This window comes from Streptococcus infantis (assembly GCF_047465525.1).
Taxonomy (GTDB): Bacteria; Bacillota; Bacilli; order Lactobacillales; family Streptococcaceae; genus Streptococcus; species Streptococcus infantis_R.
Genome location: NZ_JASGZS010000004.1, coordinates 63,021 through 77,395, shown reverse-complemented (window position 1 = coordinate 77,395; position 14,375 = coordinate 63,021). Strand labels below are relative to the sequence as shown.

The following is a 14,375-nucleotide window of genomic DNA, read 5'->3' as shown; positions in this document are numbered from 1 at the left end:
GTTATGATACAATGGTGGCAAATTTTACTTCTCACTCTGTACTCAGCTTATCAAATCTGTGATGAGTTGACGATCGTTTCTTCTGCAGGTTCCCCTGTATTCGCTGGTTTCATTACTGGTTTGATCATGGGAGATTTGACAACTGGTTTGTTTATCGGTGGTAGCTTGCAGTTGTTTGTCCTTGGGGTAGGTACCTTCGGTGGTGCTTCTCGTATCGACGCAACTTCTGGTGCGGTTCTTGCGACAGCTTTCTCAGTTTCACAAGGTATCGAAACAGATCTTGCGATCACTACAATCGCTGTACCAGTAGCGGCACTTTTGACTTACTTCGACGTACTTGGTCGTATGACTACTACATTCTTCGCACACCGTATTGATGCTGCGATCGAACGCTTTGACTATAAAGCAATCGAACGTAACTACCTTCTTGGTGCGCTTCCATGGGCTGCTTCTCGTGCCCTTCCAGTATTCTTCGCCCTTGCTTTTGGTGGAGAATTCGTACAAGCAGTTGTAAACCTTGTTAAAGAATTCCAATGGGTTGCAGACGGTTTGACTCTTGCAGGTCGTATGCTTCCAGGTCTTGGATTCGCTATCTTGCTTCGTTACCTTCCAGTTAAACGTAACCTTCACTACCTTGCTATGGGATTCGGTTTGACAGCTATGTTGACTGTTCTTTACTCATACGTAACAGGTCTTGGTGGAGCAGTTGCTGGTATCATTGGCACTCTTCCTGCTGACGTTGCTGAAAAAATTGGCTTTGCCAACAACTTCAAAGGATTGTCTATGATCGGTATCTCTATCGTAGGTATCTTCCTTGCGGTTGTTCACTTCAAGAACAGCCAAAAAGTTGCTGTAGCAGCACCTTCTACACCATCAGAAAGTGGGGAAATTGAAGATGACGAATTCTAATTACAAATTAACAAAAGAAGATTTTAATCAAATTAACAAACGTAGCTTGTTCACTTTCCAATTGGGATGGAACTACGAGCGTATGCAAGCATCAGGTTACCTTTACATGATCTTGCCACAATTACGTAAAATGTATGGAGATGGAACTCCTGAGTTGAAAGAAATGATGAAAGTTCATACTCAATTCTTCAACACTTCACCATTCTTCCACACAATCATCGCTGGTTTTGACCTTGCTATGGAAGAAAAAGATGGCGTTGGCTCAAAAGATGCGGTTAACGGTATCAAGACAGGTTTGATGGGACCATTCGCTCCTCTTGGAGATACTATCTTTGGTTCGCTTGTACCTGCTATCATGGGATCTATCGCTGCAACAATGGCTATCGCTGGTCAACCTTGGGGTATCTTCCTTTGGATCGCAGTTGCAGTAGCATATGACATCTTCCGTTGGAAACAGTTGGAATTTGCCTACAAAGAAGGGGTTAACCTTATCAACAACATGCAAAGCACTTTGACAGCTTTGATTGAAGCTGCATCTGTACTTGGTGTGTTCATGATGGGTGCTCTTGTAGCAACAATGATCAATTTTGAAATTTCATACAAATTGCCAATCGGTGAAAAGATGATTGACTTCCAAGATATCTTGAACTCAATCTTCCCACGCTTGCTTCCAGCAATCTTCACAGCCTTTATCTTCTGGTTGCTTGGTAAGAAAGGTATGAACTCTACAAAAGCTATCGGTATCATTATCGTGCTTGCCTTGGCTCTTTCTGCCTTTGGTAAATTTGCACTTGGAATGGGCGCATAATTTATGACTAAATCATTAATTTTAGTGAGTCATGGACGTTTTTGTGAAGAACTTAAAGGTAGCACAGAAATGATTATGGGTCCACAAGACAACATTCATGCGGTAGCTCTTCTTCCAGAAGATGGACCAGAAGATTTCACTGCAAAATTTGAAGCCGCTGTCGAAGGTTTGGATGATTTCCTAGTCTTTGCTGACCTCCTTGGTGGAACACCATGTAATGTGGTGAGCCGTCTGATTATGGAAGGTCGTGACATCGAACTTTACGCAGGAATGAATCTTCCAATGGTTATTGAGTTTATCAATGCGAGCCTAACCGGCGCTGATGCAGATTATAAGAGTCGTGCTTCAGAAAGCATTGTCAAAGTTAATGATTTATTGGCAAGCTTCGATGACGATGAAGATGAATAATACTCTTCAAAAATCAAATTCAAACCACGTCAGCTTCGCCTTGCCGTACTTGAGTACAGCCTTCGGCTAGCTTCCTAGTTTGCTCTTTGATTTTCATTGAGTATACGATGTGACAACGTGAAAACCGTTAGAGCATTTTATATAGAATATACATGGGAATGGGGCTTACTCCCATTCCCATATTTTAGATAAAAAACAATATAATAATAGATTAGAGGAACTCAATGCTAGATTATACAAAAGAAGAATTGCTTGAGTTGGGGGCAGAAATCACAACATGCGAAATCTACCAACAACCAGATGTTTGGAAAGAAGCTTTTGAAACTTATCAAGCACGACGTGATGAAATTGCAGCTTTCTTGCAAGGAATTGCAGATAAGCATGACTATATCAAAGTAATCCTAACTGGTGCTGGAACTTCTGCCTATGTAGGTGATACTCTGGTTCCTTACTTTAAAGAAGTTTACGATGAGCGTAAATGGAACTTCAATGCTATTGCGACAACTGATATCGTAGCTAATCCACAAACTTATTTGAAAAAAGATGTAGCAACTGTTTTGGTATCATTCGCGCGTAGCGGGAACTCACCTGAGAGTGTGGCAACAGTTGACTTGGCCAAGGCTTTGGTTGATGAGCTTTATCAAGTGACCATCACATGTGCAGCTGAAGGGAAATTGGCTCTCCAAGCGCATGGTGATGATCGCAACCTCTTGCTCTTGCAACCAGCTGCTTCTAACGATGCTGGCTTTGCTATGACTTCAAGCTTCACTTCAATGATGTTGACCGCACTTTTGGTATTTGATCCAACAGAATTTGCTGTTAAAGTTGAACGATTTGAAGTGCTTTCTAGTCTTGCTCGCAAAGTTCTTGACAATGTAGCAGATGTCAAAGAGTTGGTTGACCTAGACTTTAATCGTGTGATTTATCTAGGTGCAGGTCCATTCTTCGGACTTGCTCATGAAGCACAACTGAAAATTTTGGAATTGACTGCTGGTCAAGTTGCGACTATGTATGAAAGTCCAGTCGGCTTCCGTCACGGTCCAAAATCTCTTATCAATGAAGATACTGTAGTTTTGGTCTTCGGTACTACAACAGATTATACTCGTAAGTATGACTTGGACTTGGTTCGTGAAGTTGCTGGGGATCAAATTGCCCGTCGCGTTGTGCTTTTAAGCGATCAAGCCTTTGGACTTGAGAATGTGAAGGAAGTAGCGCTTGGCTGCGGTGGCGTTTTGAATGATGTTTACCGTGTTTTCCCTTACATCGTTTACGGTCAATTATTTGCACTTTTGACTTCGCTTAAGGTTGGAAACAGACCTGATACACCATCACCAACAGGTACAGTGAACCGTGTTGTTCAAGGTGTCATTATTCACGAGTTTGAAAAATAAGGAAGAATCTATGAGTAAATTAACATTAAGCCCCAATAAACTTGCTTGCATGCAAAAACTCTCTGATGAGAATGGTATCATCTCAGCTCTTGCCTTTGACCAACGTGGTGCTTTGAAACGTCTCATGGCTCAATACCAAACTGAAGAGCCAACAGTAGCTCAAATGGAAGAATTAAAAGTCTTGGTAGCAGATGAATTGACAAAATACGCTTCGTCTATGCTACTTGACCCTGAGTATGGACTTCCAGCGACTAAAGCTCTTGATCCAAAAGCTGGTCTTCTCCTTGCTTATGAAAAAACAGGCTACGACACAACAAGCACAAAACGTTTGCCAGACTGCTTGGATGTTTGGTCTGCAAAACGTATCAAAGAACAAGGTGCAGATGCTGTTAAGTTCTTGCTTTACTATGACGTAGATAGCTCTGACGAACTCAACCAACAAAAACAAGCCTACATTGAACGTATCGGTTCTGAGTGTGTGGCAGAAGACATTCCATTCTTCCTTGAAATCCTTGCTTACGATGAAAAAATTGCTGATGCAGGTTCTGCTGAATACGCTAAAGTGAAACCACACAAGGTTATTGGTGCGATGAAGGTCTTCTCCGACCCACGTTTCAACATCGATGTTTTGAAAGTGGAAGTTCCAGTCAATGTGAAATACGTTGAAGGTTTTGGTGATGGAGAAATCGTTCATACACGTGAAGAGGCAGCAGCATTCTTCAAAGCACAAGACGAAGCAACTAACCTTCCTTACATTTACTTGAGTGCAGGTGTATCCGCTAAGCTCTTCCAAGAAACTCTTGTATTTGCCCACGAATCAGGTGCAAATTTCAACGGAGTTCTTTGTGGACGTGCAACATGGGCTGGATCAGTTGAAGCTTACATCAAAGATGGTGAAGCAGCAGCCCGCGAATGGCTTCGTACAACTGGATTTGAAAACATTGATGAACTTAATAAGGTTCTTCAAACAACAGCTACTTCATGGACTGAACGTGTAGAAGCATAGAACAGGAATAGAAGGAACTACTTTTGTTAAGAAAATATTTATGGTTTCTTGACAAAGGTGTCTGTAAATCATACAATAAAACCATAGAACGTGAATGCGCTTTCTATGGTTTGTTTACTTAATTGAAATAGAAAAAGGAGAGAAGGATGAAAGCATACACAGAACGTGTATTTGGGAAAGTTGATGGCAAGGATGTCCTCGCTTACCGTTTTGAAACGGAGGCAGGCTACCAACTGGAAATTATGACCTATGGAGCAACAATTTTACGCTATGTAACTCCAGATAAGGCTGGTAATTTTGCTAATGTTATTCTAGGTTTTGACGATTTCGAAAGTTATGTGGGAAATAGCCCTAAACATGGAGCAAGTGTAGGTCCGGTAGCAGGTCGTATCGCAGGTGCGACATTTGAACTCAATGGGAAGACCTATGAACTAGAAGTCAACAATGCTAGCAACTGTAACCACAGTGGCTCAACTGGTTGGGATTCTAGCTTGTTTGAGCTAGTCGAAGTTAATGATAATGGTTTGACTCTTTACACAGAGAGAGCAGACGGGACTGGAGGTTTCCCTGGCAATCTTAAGATCTGGATTAGCTACTACTTGGAAGAAAATGGTGCCTACGAAGTTAGTTACAAGGTAACGACAGACCAGGATACCTTGGTCAATCCAACTAACCATAGCTACTTTAACTTGTCAGGTGATTTCACTCAGACAGTTGACCGCCATGTTTTCCAACTGAATACAGAGGGTATCTATCCAATCGCTCCTGACGGTGTCCCAGCTAAAACTCCAGATGCTAACCGTGATGTGGTCAAACATATCTACAATGGTGCTTTGTTGAAAGATATCTTTGCAGAAGAAGATGAGCAAATCAAACTCGTATCTGGTTTGGACCATCCATTTGCTCTTCCTGCAGGACATGACAATGCTGGATTCCTCTATGATCAAGGTTCAGGTCGCTTCTTGCTCTTCAAGACAGAGGCTCCTTGCTTTGTGGTCTACACAGCAAACTTTGTGGATGAGAGTGTCATCATCGCTGGTAAGCCAATGATTCAGCACAATGGAATTGCTCTTGAGGCGCAAGCTTTACCAGATGCTATTCATAGCGATCTTAAAGACCAAGTCATCCTCAAAGCAGGTGAAACATTCACCAGCAAAACTCGTTACGAGCTTGTTGTGAAATAATGATTGTTTTCTGAGTAAACCTAGACTTTAACCGTTAGTTATTTACTAGCTGTTAGAATCTAGGTTTTTTGATTTTTGAAAAATAAGGAAATAATCTCAAGTTTAGAAGATAATTCTATATATCAAATATTCTTACTGAATAAAGATGATTGACTTATATTGATAGTTGAATGCTACAATAATATCTAATAGATATATTTATATGATAGCTCTTTTGCTAAAAATAAGGTATAATTAAAATGGAATAAATCTAGGCTTTTGACTAAAAAATACTAGATTTTTATAAAGATTTTTTGGAAAAAACTCTCTATAGAAGATTCGTGTTCTTGGTCAAAGTTATAAGGGGAAGATTAGCAATGGTATCAGTATCTGGAAAATTCTGTATATTTTTACATAAAAATAAGCAACATCAGCGCTTTTTTCAACTGTTACCCGATGGTCAAATCAAGGATATTGGTGGAACCGGTCAGAGGAGTTGACTACTGAGAGGCTGGATAAAATCATGAGTAAAGATATCTCAGCTTTCATCAGAGAATTTTTCCGCAAACTATAGAAAGCTAGTAGTGAATTGGGAATCCTACTGAAGAACCGTTTTTCATAACTTTGGAAAAGTATAAAGAGAAATATAAAAATGACAGAAAAATTAGTATAATTGTATCAGTTTACAACGTTGAAAACTACTTACGACAATGTCTAGATAGTATTCTCAATCAAACCTATCAAGATCTAGGGAAAAACTGTGCTGCCCTTAGATATTGTAGCCCATCAAGCAGAACTCTTTGATAAAGTAATCGCCCATGAAGAACCTCAAAAATGGTAGATGAAATTCGACAGATTTTATTAGTTAATAGAAAAAGAAAATAAACGTTAGATAAAAGGGATTGAAAAATGAAGAAAGCAATCGTACTTGGAGCAGATAATGGATATATGGATAAGGTGGAAACTACTATCAAGTCTGTTTGTGCTTATAACGATAATATAAAATTTTATGTTTTTAATGACGATCTACCTTCGGAATGGTTTCGTATTATGAATCAGCGATTGAAAGCTATTCATTCAGAAATTGTAAATGTAAAGATTTCTAATAATCATCTCCGAAAATATCATTTACCAACGGCGCATTTATCATACGCAGCTTATTTTCGCTTTTTTATTCCAGACATACTGAAGGAAGATAAGGTTTTATATCTTGATTCGGATATTATTGTCAATGGAGATTTAACACCCCTTTTTGCAATAGATCTAGGTGATAGCCCAGTCGCAGCAGTTAGAGATGAATTGCAGCAAACAAATTTCAATTCAGGCGTTTTATTGATAAATAATGCCCATTGGAGAGAGCATGCGATTTCAACAAAATTGTTTGAATTAGCAGATCAGTACCATGAAGTTGAGTTTGGTGATCAAGGAATTTTAAACCGATTTTTTGTAGGGCAATGGAAAGAGCTAGACGTCAATTACAATTTTATGGTTGGAATGGATACTATTGCGACACGTTTTCAAAAAGATGAATGGTATGTAAAAGCGAATCAATATGAATCAGAGGTTTCTGTTATTCATTATACAGACGAAAAACCATGGTCAGCTGTATATAATAATCGCTTGGGAGATAAGTGGTGGTTCTTCTATGCTTTAGATTGGTCAGATATTATCTTACGGAAAGAGATTATCAAACATGGTTTAGATGAGCTTACAGAAAAAGAAAAATATCATACTGCAATCTTTACAAATGCTTGCGAGATGGAGCACTTGGAGTTTTTGATAAAAGCACTACCTGAGGTTCATTTTCATATTTTGGCTCATACAACTTTTGCCTCCCAAGTGGTCGATTTACAACGATATTTAAATGTGTCCATTTATCCACAGTTCAATCCTTATAATTTTGAAAATGTTCTTAGCAAAATCGATTTTTATTTGGATATCAATCATTTTAACGAAATTATGAATATCACTCAGGAGATTCATAAATTAGGGAAACCGATCTTTGCTTTTGATAATACCAGTAAGGACCCAACAGGAGGAAGTCAGATTTTTTCTTCACAAACTCCTGAAGTGATGGTAGTGGCGATTAAAGCTTACCTCAATTCGTTAGATAAATGAGAAAGTTTTAGTAGATAATCTAATCATTCGCTAGTTCACTTCTTTTATGGAGTCTATGCTTTGATGCTTGTGATTAGAGTTTAGTTTGGAGTTAAAGAATGCTTTACACTTTTAATCTTATGGTGGGTTTAGAACCAAATGGTGTAGATGTTGCTCAAGCATATCGTGGGAAGGTTTTTCGCGACTTGGACCTTCCTGCCAGTTTTGTTTTTACACAGGTCCCTCCTCGCTTTAAATGGGACTATTACCTTTCTTTGGGTCATCTTGAGGAAGAAATCCTATTAGCACATATGTTGTTGACAGATCAGCGTGATATGAGCTTGGGGATCCGTATAGATGATATGAAGCAGCTCTTACACCTGACTACTGAATATAAGGAAAATAATTGTGAATTGATTTTTCAAGAACAAGATGGTGTGACTACCATTCTACATAAAAACAGTCTAAAACCGGATTATGTGGATTATGTAGATTATTATGTATTTGGTCGTTTACTTCGTAGAGAACATTATGGTAAGAAAAAGTTGTTCACAGAATTTTTTACAGCAGTGGATGCTGGATTTGGTCTAGAAGCTAGAGTTGTTCGCCGACTGTTTCATAATAGAGATGGTTCCATAGCCTTTGAAGAGATTAAGAAAGAACCAGGTGAGGATACTGAAGCAGTTTATCGGTGTGGATCGGAGTGGTTCTATAGTGAGTCTGAATTTTTAGAGCGAGCCTTATCAGAGTTGCAGTTTAGTAAAGAGGATCATGTATTTATTGATCGTCTAGAGAATGTTCCCTTCACATCACCTATTTTACGTTTAAAAGGAGAAGCAAGATTATCCTGTGTTGTGCACTCTATTCATTATTGGGGAGATCAGATCAATTCTGAATACTATCACCTTTTTCAATATGCCGAGGAATTTGATGATATTTTAGTATCAACGCAATCACAGAAGGATGAATTGGAAAAACATTTAGCATTACTAGGGAAAACTGGTCAAGTTCGCGTTCTTCCAGTAGCTGCCCTAGAACAGTTGCAATTAGCTGATGAACGAAAACCTTATTCTGTGATGATTGCCGCGCGGTTTGAACGCCGAAAACGGTTAGACTTAGCAATCAAAGCCATCGTTGCTTTTCATGAAATTTTTCCAGACGTCAACTTAGATATCTATGGGCAAGGGATGCTATGGCAGGATATTGAAGCAGAGATTGCCAATCTAGGAGCACAAAATTATATCCATCTTAAGGGGCATCAGACAATTTCAAACCGTTTCAAAGAGTATGAACTTTACCTGGCTACCTCGGAATGGGAAACTTTTGGTATAACTTTGTTAGAAGCAATTGGTTCTGGACAAGCTCTTGTTGGTCTAGATGTACCTTATGGAAATCAGACCTTTATTCAGGAGGGTAAAAATGGTTATTTAGTTCCTTTTGATGCTCGTTCGGATGAGGAAATTGTGGTTGATTTAACAAAAGCTTTAGAGAAAGCCTTCAAACAGATCAAACAGCTGAGGGAAGGCTCTTACCGCTTGGCTGAAGAATATTTATCAGACTGCATAACAAAACAATGGTATGAATTTTTGACTAGAGAATGGGAATAAAAAAGCAATGATGTATTATTATCTGACGAGGGAATGGTCTTCAGATGACGATCGCCTAAAAAAAGATTTAGAACTCATGGGGATGGATCTGAAACCATTAACGATTAACAATATTTTTACTAGTTTTTTTTCTAATCATGAAAATTCAAGTCCCTTACACATGACTCAACTTCCCTTACCTCGATTTTGGGAGGTTCTTTCTACAGGTGATATCGTAGCGGAAGGAAATAAAAAAGGGAAGATTTTCTGTTATCCTCAGTGGCCACAAATGGTGGAGTTAGTCGAATGGTATGATAACAAAGGTGTTTGTTGTGCAAGAGATCATTACGATTTATCGGGAACTTGTTTTCATAGAGAAATTTGGAGTGGTGGGAAAAAAGAGATAGACATTTATGGTCAGGAAAGTCAAGAACAACTCTATCTTTTTTCATCTCATGATCGTGCACTTTATCGAGAAGCAAACGGTCAGGAACAGGGGCTTCCTTCAATTGATGAAGCAAGAAAACTGGTTTTAGATAAACAATTATCTACAGGTGATTGCATAGTGTTATCAGATATAAACTTGCTTAGGGAAATGCCTAACCTCTCATCTAATCAGTTAGTATTTTATATGAGAGAAGAGTTTTCCACGGAAGATATTTCGTATCTAAAAGAGCGTTGTGGGAAACTACTGACCCGAGATTTGAAATTTAAGACAGATAATATGAATCCTCCCCTGATTTATCTGCCAACGTTTCTTGGCGCCTTTAGGGAGTTTCGTCCGCATATTTTGATTTTGACAGATACGCAAGAACTAGAACAAATTGAAGTGCTTGTATCTGCCCTACCGAATTTTGAATTTCATATTGCTGCTTTAACAGTAATGGGAGGACGTTTATTAGATCTGGATTGTCATGCAAATGTTCATCTCTACCCAGGCCTGTCTAGAGAGATATATGAAAAACTTTTACTAACGTGTAGGATTTATCTGGATATTTCTCATGCGCAGGAAATACTTGATGGTAGCCGTACAGCTCTTGAAAATGGTATGATCCTTTATGCTTTTAAGGAAACGTGCCACCAACCAGAGTTTTATGCTACTGACCATGTGTTTCCAAGGGATGGTGTAGCAGAGATGATTGACAAATTATCCCAACTTGCAAATCCAGAAAAATATCAATCTGCTTATGATAAACAAAAGATGAATCCGTACTTAGCGATCAGGGAAGAGTTGAAGTTACTTTTTTAAATGATGGATAAATAAGAGAAGTATCGTGAAAGCTTTAGAGTAGATCTTCCTAGATAAAGATATCAATAACTATATAGCGTTTAGCTTAGTATTTCACTTGCTGACAATTTGTATTTCAATCATCAACTTAGTATGGAGAAATGTAATCAAGAGTTTGTGGCTAAGAGGATATGATTGTATCGATTCAGAAATATTTGAAGAAACTAGACTAAAAATTGAGTAAAGAAAGAAATAAAAATAGAAAAAATAAGTGTTATCGTCCCTGTTTATATGTCAGAGGCCTATCTTGAAAAATTTTTAGATAGCATTCTTCAACAAACTTATCAAAATCTTGAAGTTATTTTAATCAATGATGGTTCAACTGACGGTTCGGCAGCTATTTGTCAACGATATAAAAATCAAGATGCGCGTGTTAAAGTTTACCATAAGCCAAATGGAGGAGTTGCTTCCAGTCGCAATCGTGCCTTGGAAGCTGTGACAGGTGATTACATTGTCTTTGTGGATAATGATGATTGGCTAGAGTTAGACCATATCCAAAACCTTTATGATTTATTGAAAAAAACGGATGCAGATATTGCAATTGGTAATTTCACTCAGTTTATTGAAGATCAGGGAAGTTTTTTAATCCATGTAGGTGCAGATAACTATTTTGAACAAGTGTATAGCCCTTTTGATTGGTTCCATCATCAATATGACGGAAAATATAATCTTAGTCAATGTTTTACTGTTCCGTGGGCAAAACTCTATAAAGCGGAGCTTTTCAAGGATATTGTCTATCCAACGGATCAGAAGGTAGAAGACGATTATACGACCTATAAGGTTTATCTTCAAGCAGATAAGATTGCCTATATGAATAAAGCCATTTATATTCATAGAAAACGCTCCACAAGTGTGACTAGAACAGTTAATCTTGCAGATGTTTATCCTTTAAAGAGTATTGAAGAGCGTCTGACTATTTTGAATCTGATTGGGGCACCTCAGGAGTTATTGGATAAGGAAATTCAAGCTTATAAATGGCGATTATCCATTCATGAAGAAGAAGCATTGAAACGCGGAGATATGGAAGCTTATCAACAGATTTTGGTGAAAAAAGCTATTGAGACCAAGCGTCGGTGAGAGCGATAGGATTTATAGACTAGTTGATTAAAGAAAAATAATTCAACTTATTGTAAAATAAAAAAATTCTCTGAAGTCATTCGATTTCAGAGAATTTTTTCTTATTCTTCATCTGGTGTGAGAATCATCGGAATGATGATTGGTTCACGTTCAGTATTTTCATAAAGGAATGGTCGAATGGCATTTACGATAGCGCCATTGACAGATTGGACGCTGGCATCTTTGTTTTTCAATGCGATACGAATAGCATTGAAAAGGATACGTTGGCTTTGGCGAATCAAGTCGCCGGACTCTCTCATGTAGACAAATCCACGGCTGAGAATATCTGGTCCAGATAGGATCATCTGAGACTTGAAGTCAACGGTTGCGACAGCCAGTACAACGCCATCTTCAGATAGATCGCGACGATCTTTAAGGACAGCAGCGCCGATTTCACCGATACGATTACCATCGACGTAGATATCCTGAGCGTTGAAATGACCTGCGATGCGGGCAGAATTTGCAGTGAGGGCAAGCACATCACCATTGCTCATGATAAAGATATTGTCCTTCTCGACACCAGTATCCACCGCTAGTCCAGCGTGGACTTTTTGCATGCGGTATTCACCGTGGACAGGCATGAAGTATTTGGGCTTAATCAAGCGGAGCATGAGTTTTTGTTCTTGCTGGCCACCGTGTCCAGATGTATGGATATTGTTCACTTTACCGTGGATAACTTCGACACCAGCTTCAGAAATGATGTTAATCAACTTGTTGACGCTAGTGGTGTTTCCTGGAATTGGGCTAGATGAGAAGATAACCGTATCACCTGGTTGGAGTTGCACCTGACGGTGGGTTCCGTTGGCGATACGAGAGAGGGCTGCCATCGGCTCACCCTGACTACCTGTACAGAGGATGAGAACCTCGCCTGCAGGATAGTCTTTGATTTCATTTGGCTCGATAAAGGTTCCCTTAGGAGCTTTGATGTAGCCAAGCTCGATTCCGTTGACAATGGCCTTTTCCATAGAGCGCCCAAAGACAGCAATCTTACGCCCGGTCTTAACAGCAGCTTCCGTTGCTTGCTGGAGACGGAAGATATTTGAGGCAAAGGATGCAAAGATGATACGTCCCTCGATACCTTGGATAATCTTCATGATTGACTGGCCGACAACCTTTTCAGAATTTGTAAAGGTTGGCACTTCAGCATTGGTCGAGTCAGAGAGTAAGCAAAGCACTCCGTCTTCACCTAGGGCTGCCATACGGTGCAAGTCTGCAGGTTCACCAACTGGTGTAAAGTCAAACTTGAAGTCACCTGTACAGACGATTTTCCCTTGAGGGGTATGGATGACAATTCCCAATGGTTCTGGGATAGAGTGAGTAGTTCTAAAGAAAGTTGCTTTAAGGTTTTTAAAGGTCAACTCCGTGTTGTGGTTGATTTCGTGAAGTGTAGCATTGCGCAAAAGTCCATGCTCTTCGAGTTTTCCACGGATTAAGGCAAGGGCCAGTGGACCAGCATAGATAGGGATGTTTGCTTGCTTGAGCAAGAAAGGAATCCCTCCGATATGGTCCTCGTGTCCGTGGGTAATCAAGAGAGCCTTGACGCGGTCGATATTTTCTACAATGTAAGAGTAATCAGGGATAACGTAGTCGATACCAAGTAGGTCATCCTCAGGGAATTTAATCCCTGCATCAACGATGATAATTTCGTCTTGATATTCGATACCATATGTGTTTTTTCCGATTTCTCCTAGACCACCAATGGCAAAAACGCCGACTTCTTCTGGTTTAAGAGTGTAGGCCATATTAGAACTCCGTAATTTCGAATGCGCCAGTTTCTTTTTCGTAGTCTAGCAATTTGTCAGACAAGAGTTCGATATACTCGATATTATATTCTGGACGATTTTCTTCGACAAGCTGGCGGGCAGCGATACGTCCTTCAAGTTCTGAATTAGCATCGATGTCCAAGTAGAGTGAGCGTGTTGTTTCACGACGTGGGCTACGGTCTTTTGTTTCTTGATAAAAAACTTTGTAAATCATATGTTTCCTTTCTGCTTTCAGGTCAGCTATATTCAAAAATGCTCAGTTTGAAGCTGGTTTGATTCCAGTTCATTTTTTGTCTTTATTGACCTTGATTCGTTACAATTATCTCAATTATAACATAAAAAGGGGAATTAGTAAAAGCAGGAAACATGAAAGTAAGGAGCTTGAAATGGGTTTCATTTTACCTTGTATAAGTATTTGAAGCCATCAGATGCAAGTGCTATAATAAAGTTAGAAAAGAGGTTTTTCTTGATTAAGGAGGACTAGCTATGCTTGATTTTATGTTTCACCTATTTGGATGGAAATTCTACATACTGCTACAACTGTTTGTGATCCTTTTCGTTAGATGATGATTTTGAAATATTTGCCTTTAGAATTGGAGAAAGGAGGCTCTCTATGTTTCAACTAGCTATCGCGATTCGTCTCTTGGTATTTGCTGTTTTTGTTGCCTGTGTTTATGGTGGCAATCTACTATTTGTTCGGCTGGAATATAGAAAAATAGCTTTACACTGGAAAATTCTCTTTGTAACACTGTATTCTATTTTCCTCCTTCTTGTAACCTATGTGGTCTGGCTTGTATTTTACTTTGGTTTGAATGCTTAAGTACTTGTCCTGTCTGTTTG

14 protein-coding genes are annotated in these 14,375 nt (G+C 39.1%); 12 read left to right on the top strand and 2 right to left on the bottom strand.

Annotated elements, in window-relative coordinates; translation table 11 throughout:
• Window positions 1–3: 3 nt before the first annotated feature.
• From QM374_RS02295 to QM374_RS02245, 11 genes are all read left to right on the top strand, one after another.
• Complete coding sequence (locus QM374_RS02295) at window positions 4–909, top strand: PTS mannose/fructose/sorbose/N-acetylgalactosamine transporter subunit IIC (RefSeq protein ID WP_075232293.1); 906 nt, start codon at window positions 4–6, stop codon at window positions 907–909.
• Window positions 896–1,717 carry a PTS system mannose/fructose/sorbose family transporter subunit IID gene (locus QM374_RS02290; RefSeq protein WP_000185293.1) on the top strand — a complete coding sequence of 274 codons (822 nt, stop codon included), beginning with the start codon at window positions 896–898 and terminating at the stop codon, window positions 1,715–1,717. The genes QM374_RS02295 and QM374_RS02290 overlap by 14 nt, the downstream gene beginning before the upstream one ends.
• A gap of 3 nt (window positions 1,718–1,720) precedes the next feature.
• A complete protein-coding gene (locus tag QM374_RS02285; protein ID WP_000167443.1) occupies window positions 1,721–2,125 on the top strand; it encodes a PTS sugar transporter subunit IIA in 405 nt (134 codons plus the stop codon).
• Window positions 2,126–2,349: 224 nt separating this feature from the next.
• A complete protein-coding gene (locus QM374_RS02280) occupies window positions 2,350–3,516 on the top strand; it encodes an SIS domain-containing protein (protein ID WP_414310742.1) in 1,167 nt (388 codons plus the stop codon).
• A 10-nt stretch (window positions 3,517–3,526) separates the two neighbouring features.
• Window positions 3,527–4,522: a tagatose-bisphosphate aldolase gene (gene lacD / locus QM374_RS02275; RefSeq protein WP_223140328.1), complete on the top strand. Its 996-nt coding sequence runs from the start codon at window positions 3,527–3,529 to the stop codon at window positions 4,520–4,522.
• Window positions 4,523–4,668: 146 nt separating this feature from the next.
• Complete coding sequence (locus QM374_RS02270; protein ID WP_414310741.1) at window positions 4,669–5,706, top strand: aldose epimerase family protein; 1,038 nt, start codon at window positions 4,669–4,671, stop codon at window positions 5,704–5,706.
• 603 nt (window positions 5,707–6,309) lie between these two features.
• Window positions 6,310–6,489: a glycosyltransferase gene (locus QM374_RS02265; protein ID WP_371607937.1), complete on the top strand. Its 180-nt coding sequence runs from the start codon at window positions 6,310–6,312 to the stop codon at window positions 6,487–6,489.
• 105 nt (window positions 6,490–6,594) lie between these two features.
• The gene (locus QM374_RS02260) at window positions 6,595–7,803 is read left to right on the top strand and encodes a glycosyltransferase family 8 protein (protein WP_371607936.1); all 1,209 of its coding nucleotides are present in this window, start codon (window positions 6,595–6,597) and stop codon (window positions 7,801–7,803) included.
• Window positions 7,804–7,901: 98 nt separating this feature from the next.
• Complete coding sequence (locus QM374_RS02255) at window positions 7,902–9,389, top strand: glycosyltransferase (protein ID WP_414310740.1); 1,488 nt, start codon at window positions 7,902–7,904, stop codon at window positions 9,387–9,389.
• A gap of 7 nt (window positions 9,390–9,396) precedes the next feature.
• Window positions 9,397–10,617 (top strand): hypothetical protein, encoded by a 1,221-nt coding sequence (locus tag QM374_RS02250; RefSeq protein WP_414310739.1) that lies wholly within the window; start codon window positions 9,397–9,399, stop codon window positions 10,615–10,617.
• Between the two features lie 237 nt (window positions 10,618–10,854).
• Window positions 10,855–11,733: a glycosyltransferase family 2 protein gene (locus QM374_RS02245; protein ID WP_414310761.1), complete on the top strand. Its 879-nt coding sequence runs from the start codon at window positions 10,855–10,857 to the stop codon at window positions 11,731–11,733.
• 101 nt (window positions 11,734–11,834) lie between these two features.
• On the opposite strand, the gene rnjA is transcribed toward QM374_RS02245, so the two are convergent.
• On the bottom strand, window positions 11,835–13,514 hold the full coding sequence (gene rnjA, locus QM374_RS02240; RefSeq protein ID WP_311522443.1) for a ribonuclease J1: 1,680 nt from the start codon (window positions 13,512–13,514) through the stop codon (window positions 11,835–11,837).
• A gap of 1 nt (window position 13,515) precedes the next feature.
• Window positions 13,516–13,749, bottom strand: coding sequence for a DNA-dependent RNA polymerase subunit epsilon (locus QM374_RS02235; protein ID WP_315640276.1), 234 nt, complete (start codon window positions 13,747–13,749; stop codon window positions 13,516–13,518).
• A 399-nt stretch (window positions 13,750–14,148) separates the two neighbouring features.
• Between QM374_RS02235 and QM374_RS02230 the strand changes: the two genes are divergently transcribed.
• On the top strand, window positions 14,149–14,355 hold the full coding sequence (locus tag QM374_RS02230) for a hypothetical protein (RefSeq protein ID WP_414310738.1): 207 nt from the start codon (window positions 14,149–14,151) through the stop codon (window positions 14,353–14,355).
• Window positions 14,356–14,375 lie beyond the last annotated feature (20 nt).

Coding starts and splice junctions, on each gene's coding strand:
- QM374_RS02295 (WP_075232293.1), top strand. CDS start 4: ATGATACAATGGTGGCAAATTTTACTTCTCACTCTGTACTCAGCTTAT.
- QM374_RS02290 (WP_000185293.1), top strand. CDS start 896: ATGACGAATTCTAATTACAAATTAACAAAAGAAGATTTTAATCAAATT.
- QM374_RS02230 (WP_414310738.1), top strand. CDS start 14,149: ATGTTTCAACTAGCTATCGCGATTCGTCTCTTGGTATTTGCTGTTTTT.
- rnjA (WP_311522443.1), bottom strand. CDS start 13,514: ATGGCCTACACTCTTAAACCAGAAGAAGTCGGCGTTTTTGCCATTGGT.
- lacD (WP_223140328.1), top strand. CDS start 3,527: ATGAGTAAATTAACATTAAGCCCCAATAAACTTGCTTGCATGCAAAAA.
- QM374_RS02235 (WP_315640276.1), bottom strand. CDS start 13,749: ATGATTTACAAAGTTTTTTATCAAGAAACAAAAGACCGTAGCCCACGT.
- QM374_RS02260 (WP_371607936.1), top strand. CDS start 6,595: ATGAAGAAAGCAATCGTACTTGGAGCAGATAATGGATATATGGATAAG.
- QM374_RS02270 (WP_414310741.1), top strand. CDS start 4,669: ATGAAAGCATACACAGAACGTGTATTTGGGAAAGTTGATGGCAAGGAT.
- QM374_RS02280 (WP_414310742.1), top strand. CDS start 2,350: ATGCTAGATTATACAAAAGAAGAATTGCTTGAGTTGGGGGCAGAAATC.
- QM374_RS02285 (WP_000167443.1), top strand. CDS start 1,721: ATGACTAAATCATTAATTTTAGTGAGTCATGGACGTTTTTGTGAAGAA.
- QM374_RS02250 (WP_414310739.1), top strand. CDS start 9,397: ATGATGTATTATTATCTGACGAGGGAATGGTCTTCAGATGACGATCGC.
- QM374_RS02255 (WP_414310740.1), top strand. CDS start 7,902: ATGCTTTACACTTTTAATCTTATGGTGGGTTTAGAACCAAATGGTGTA.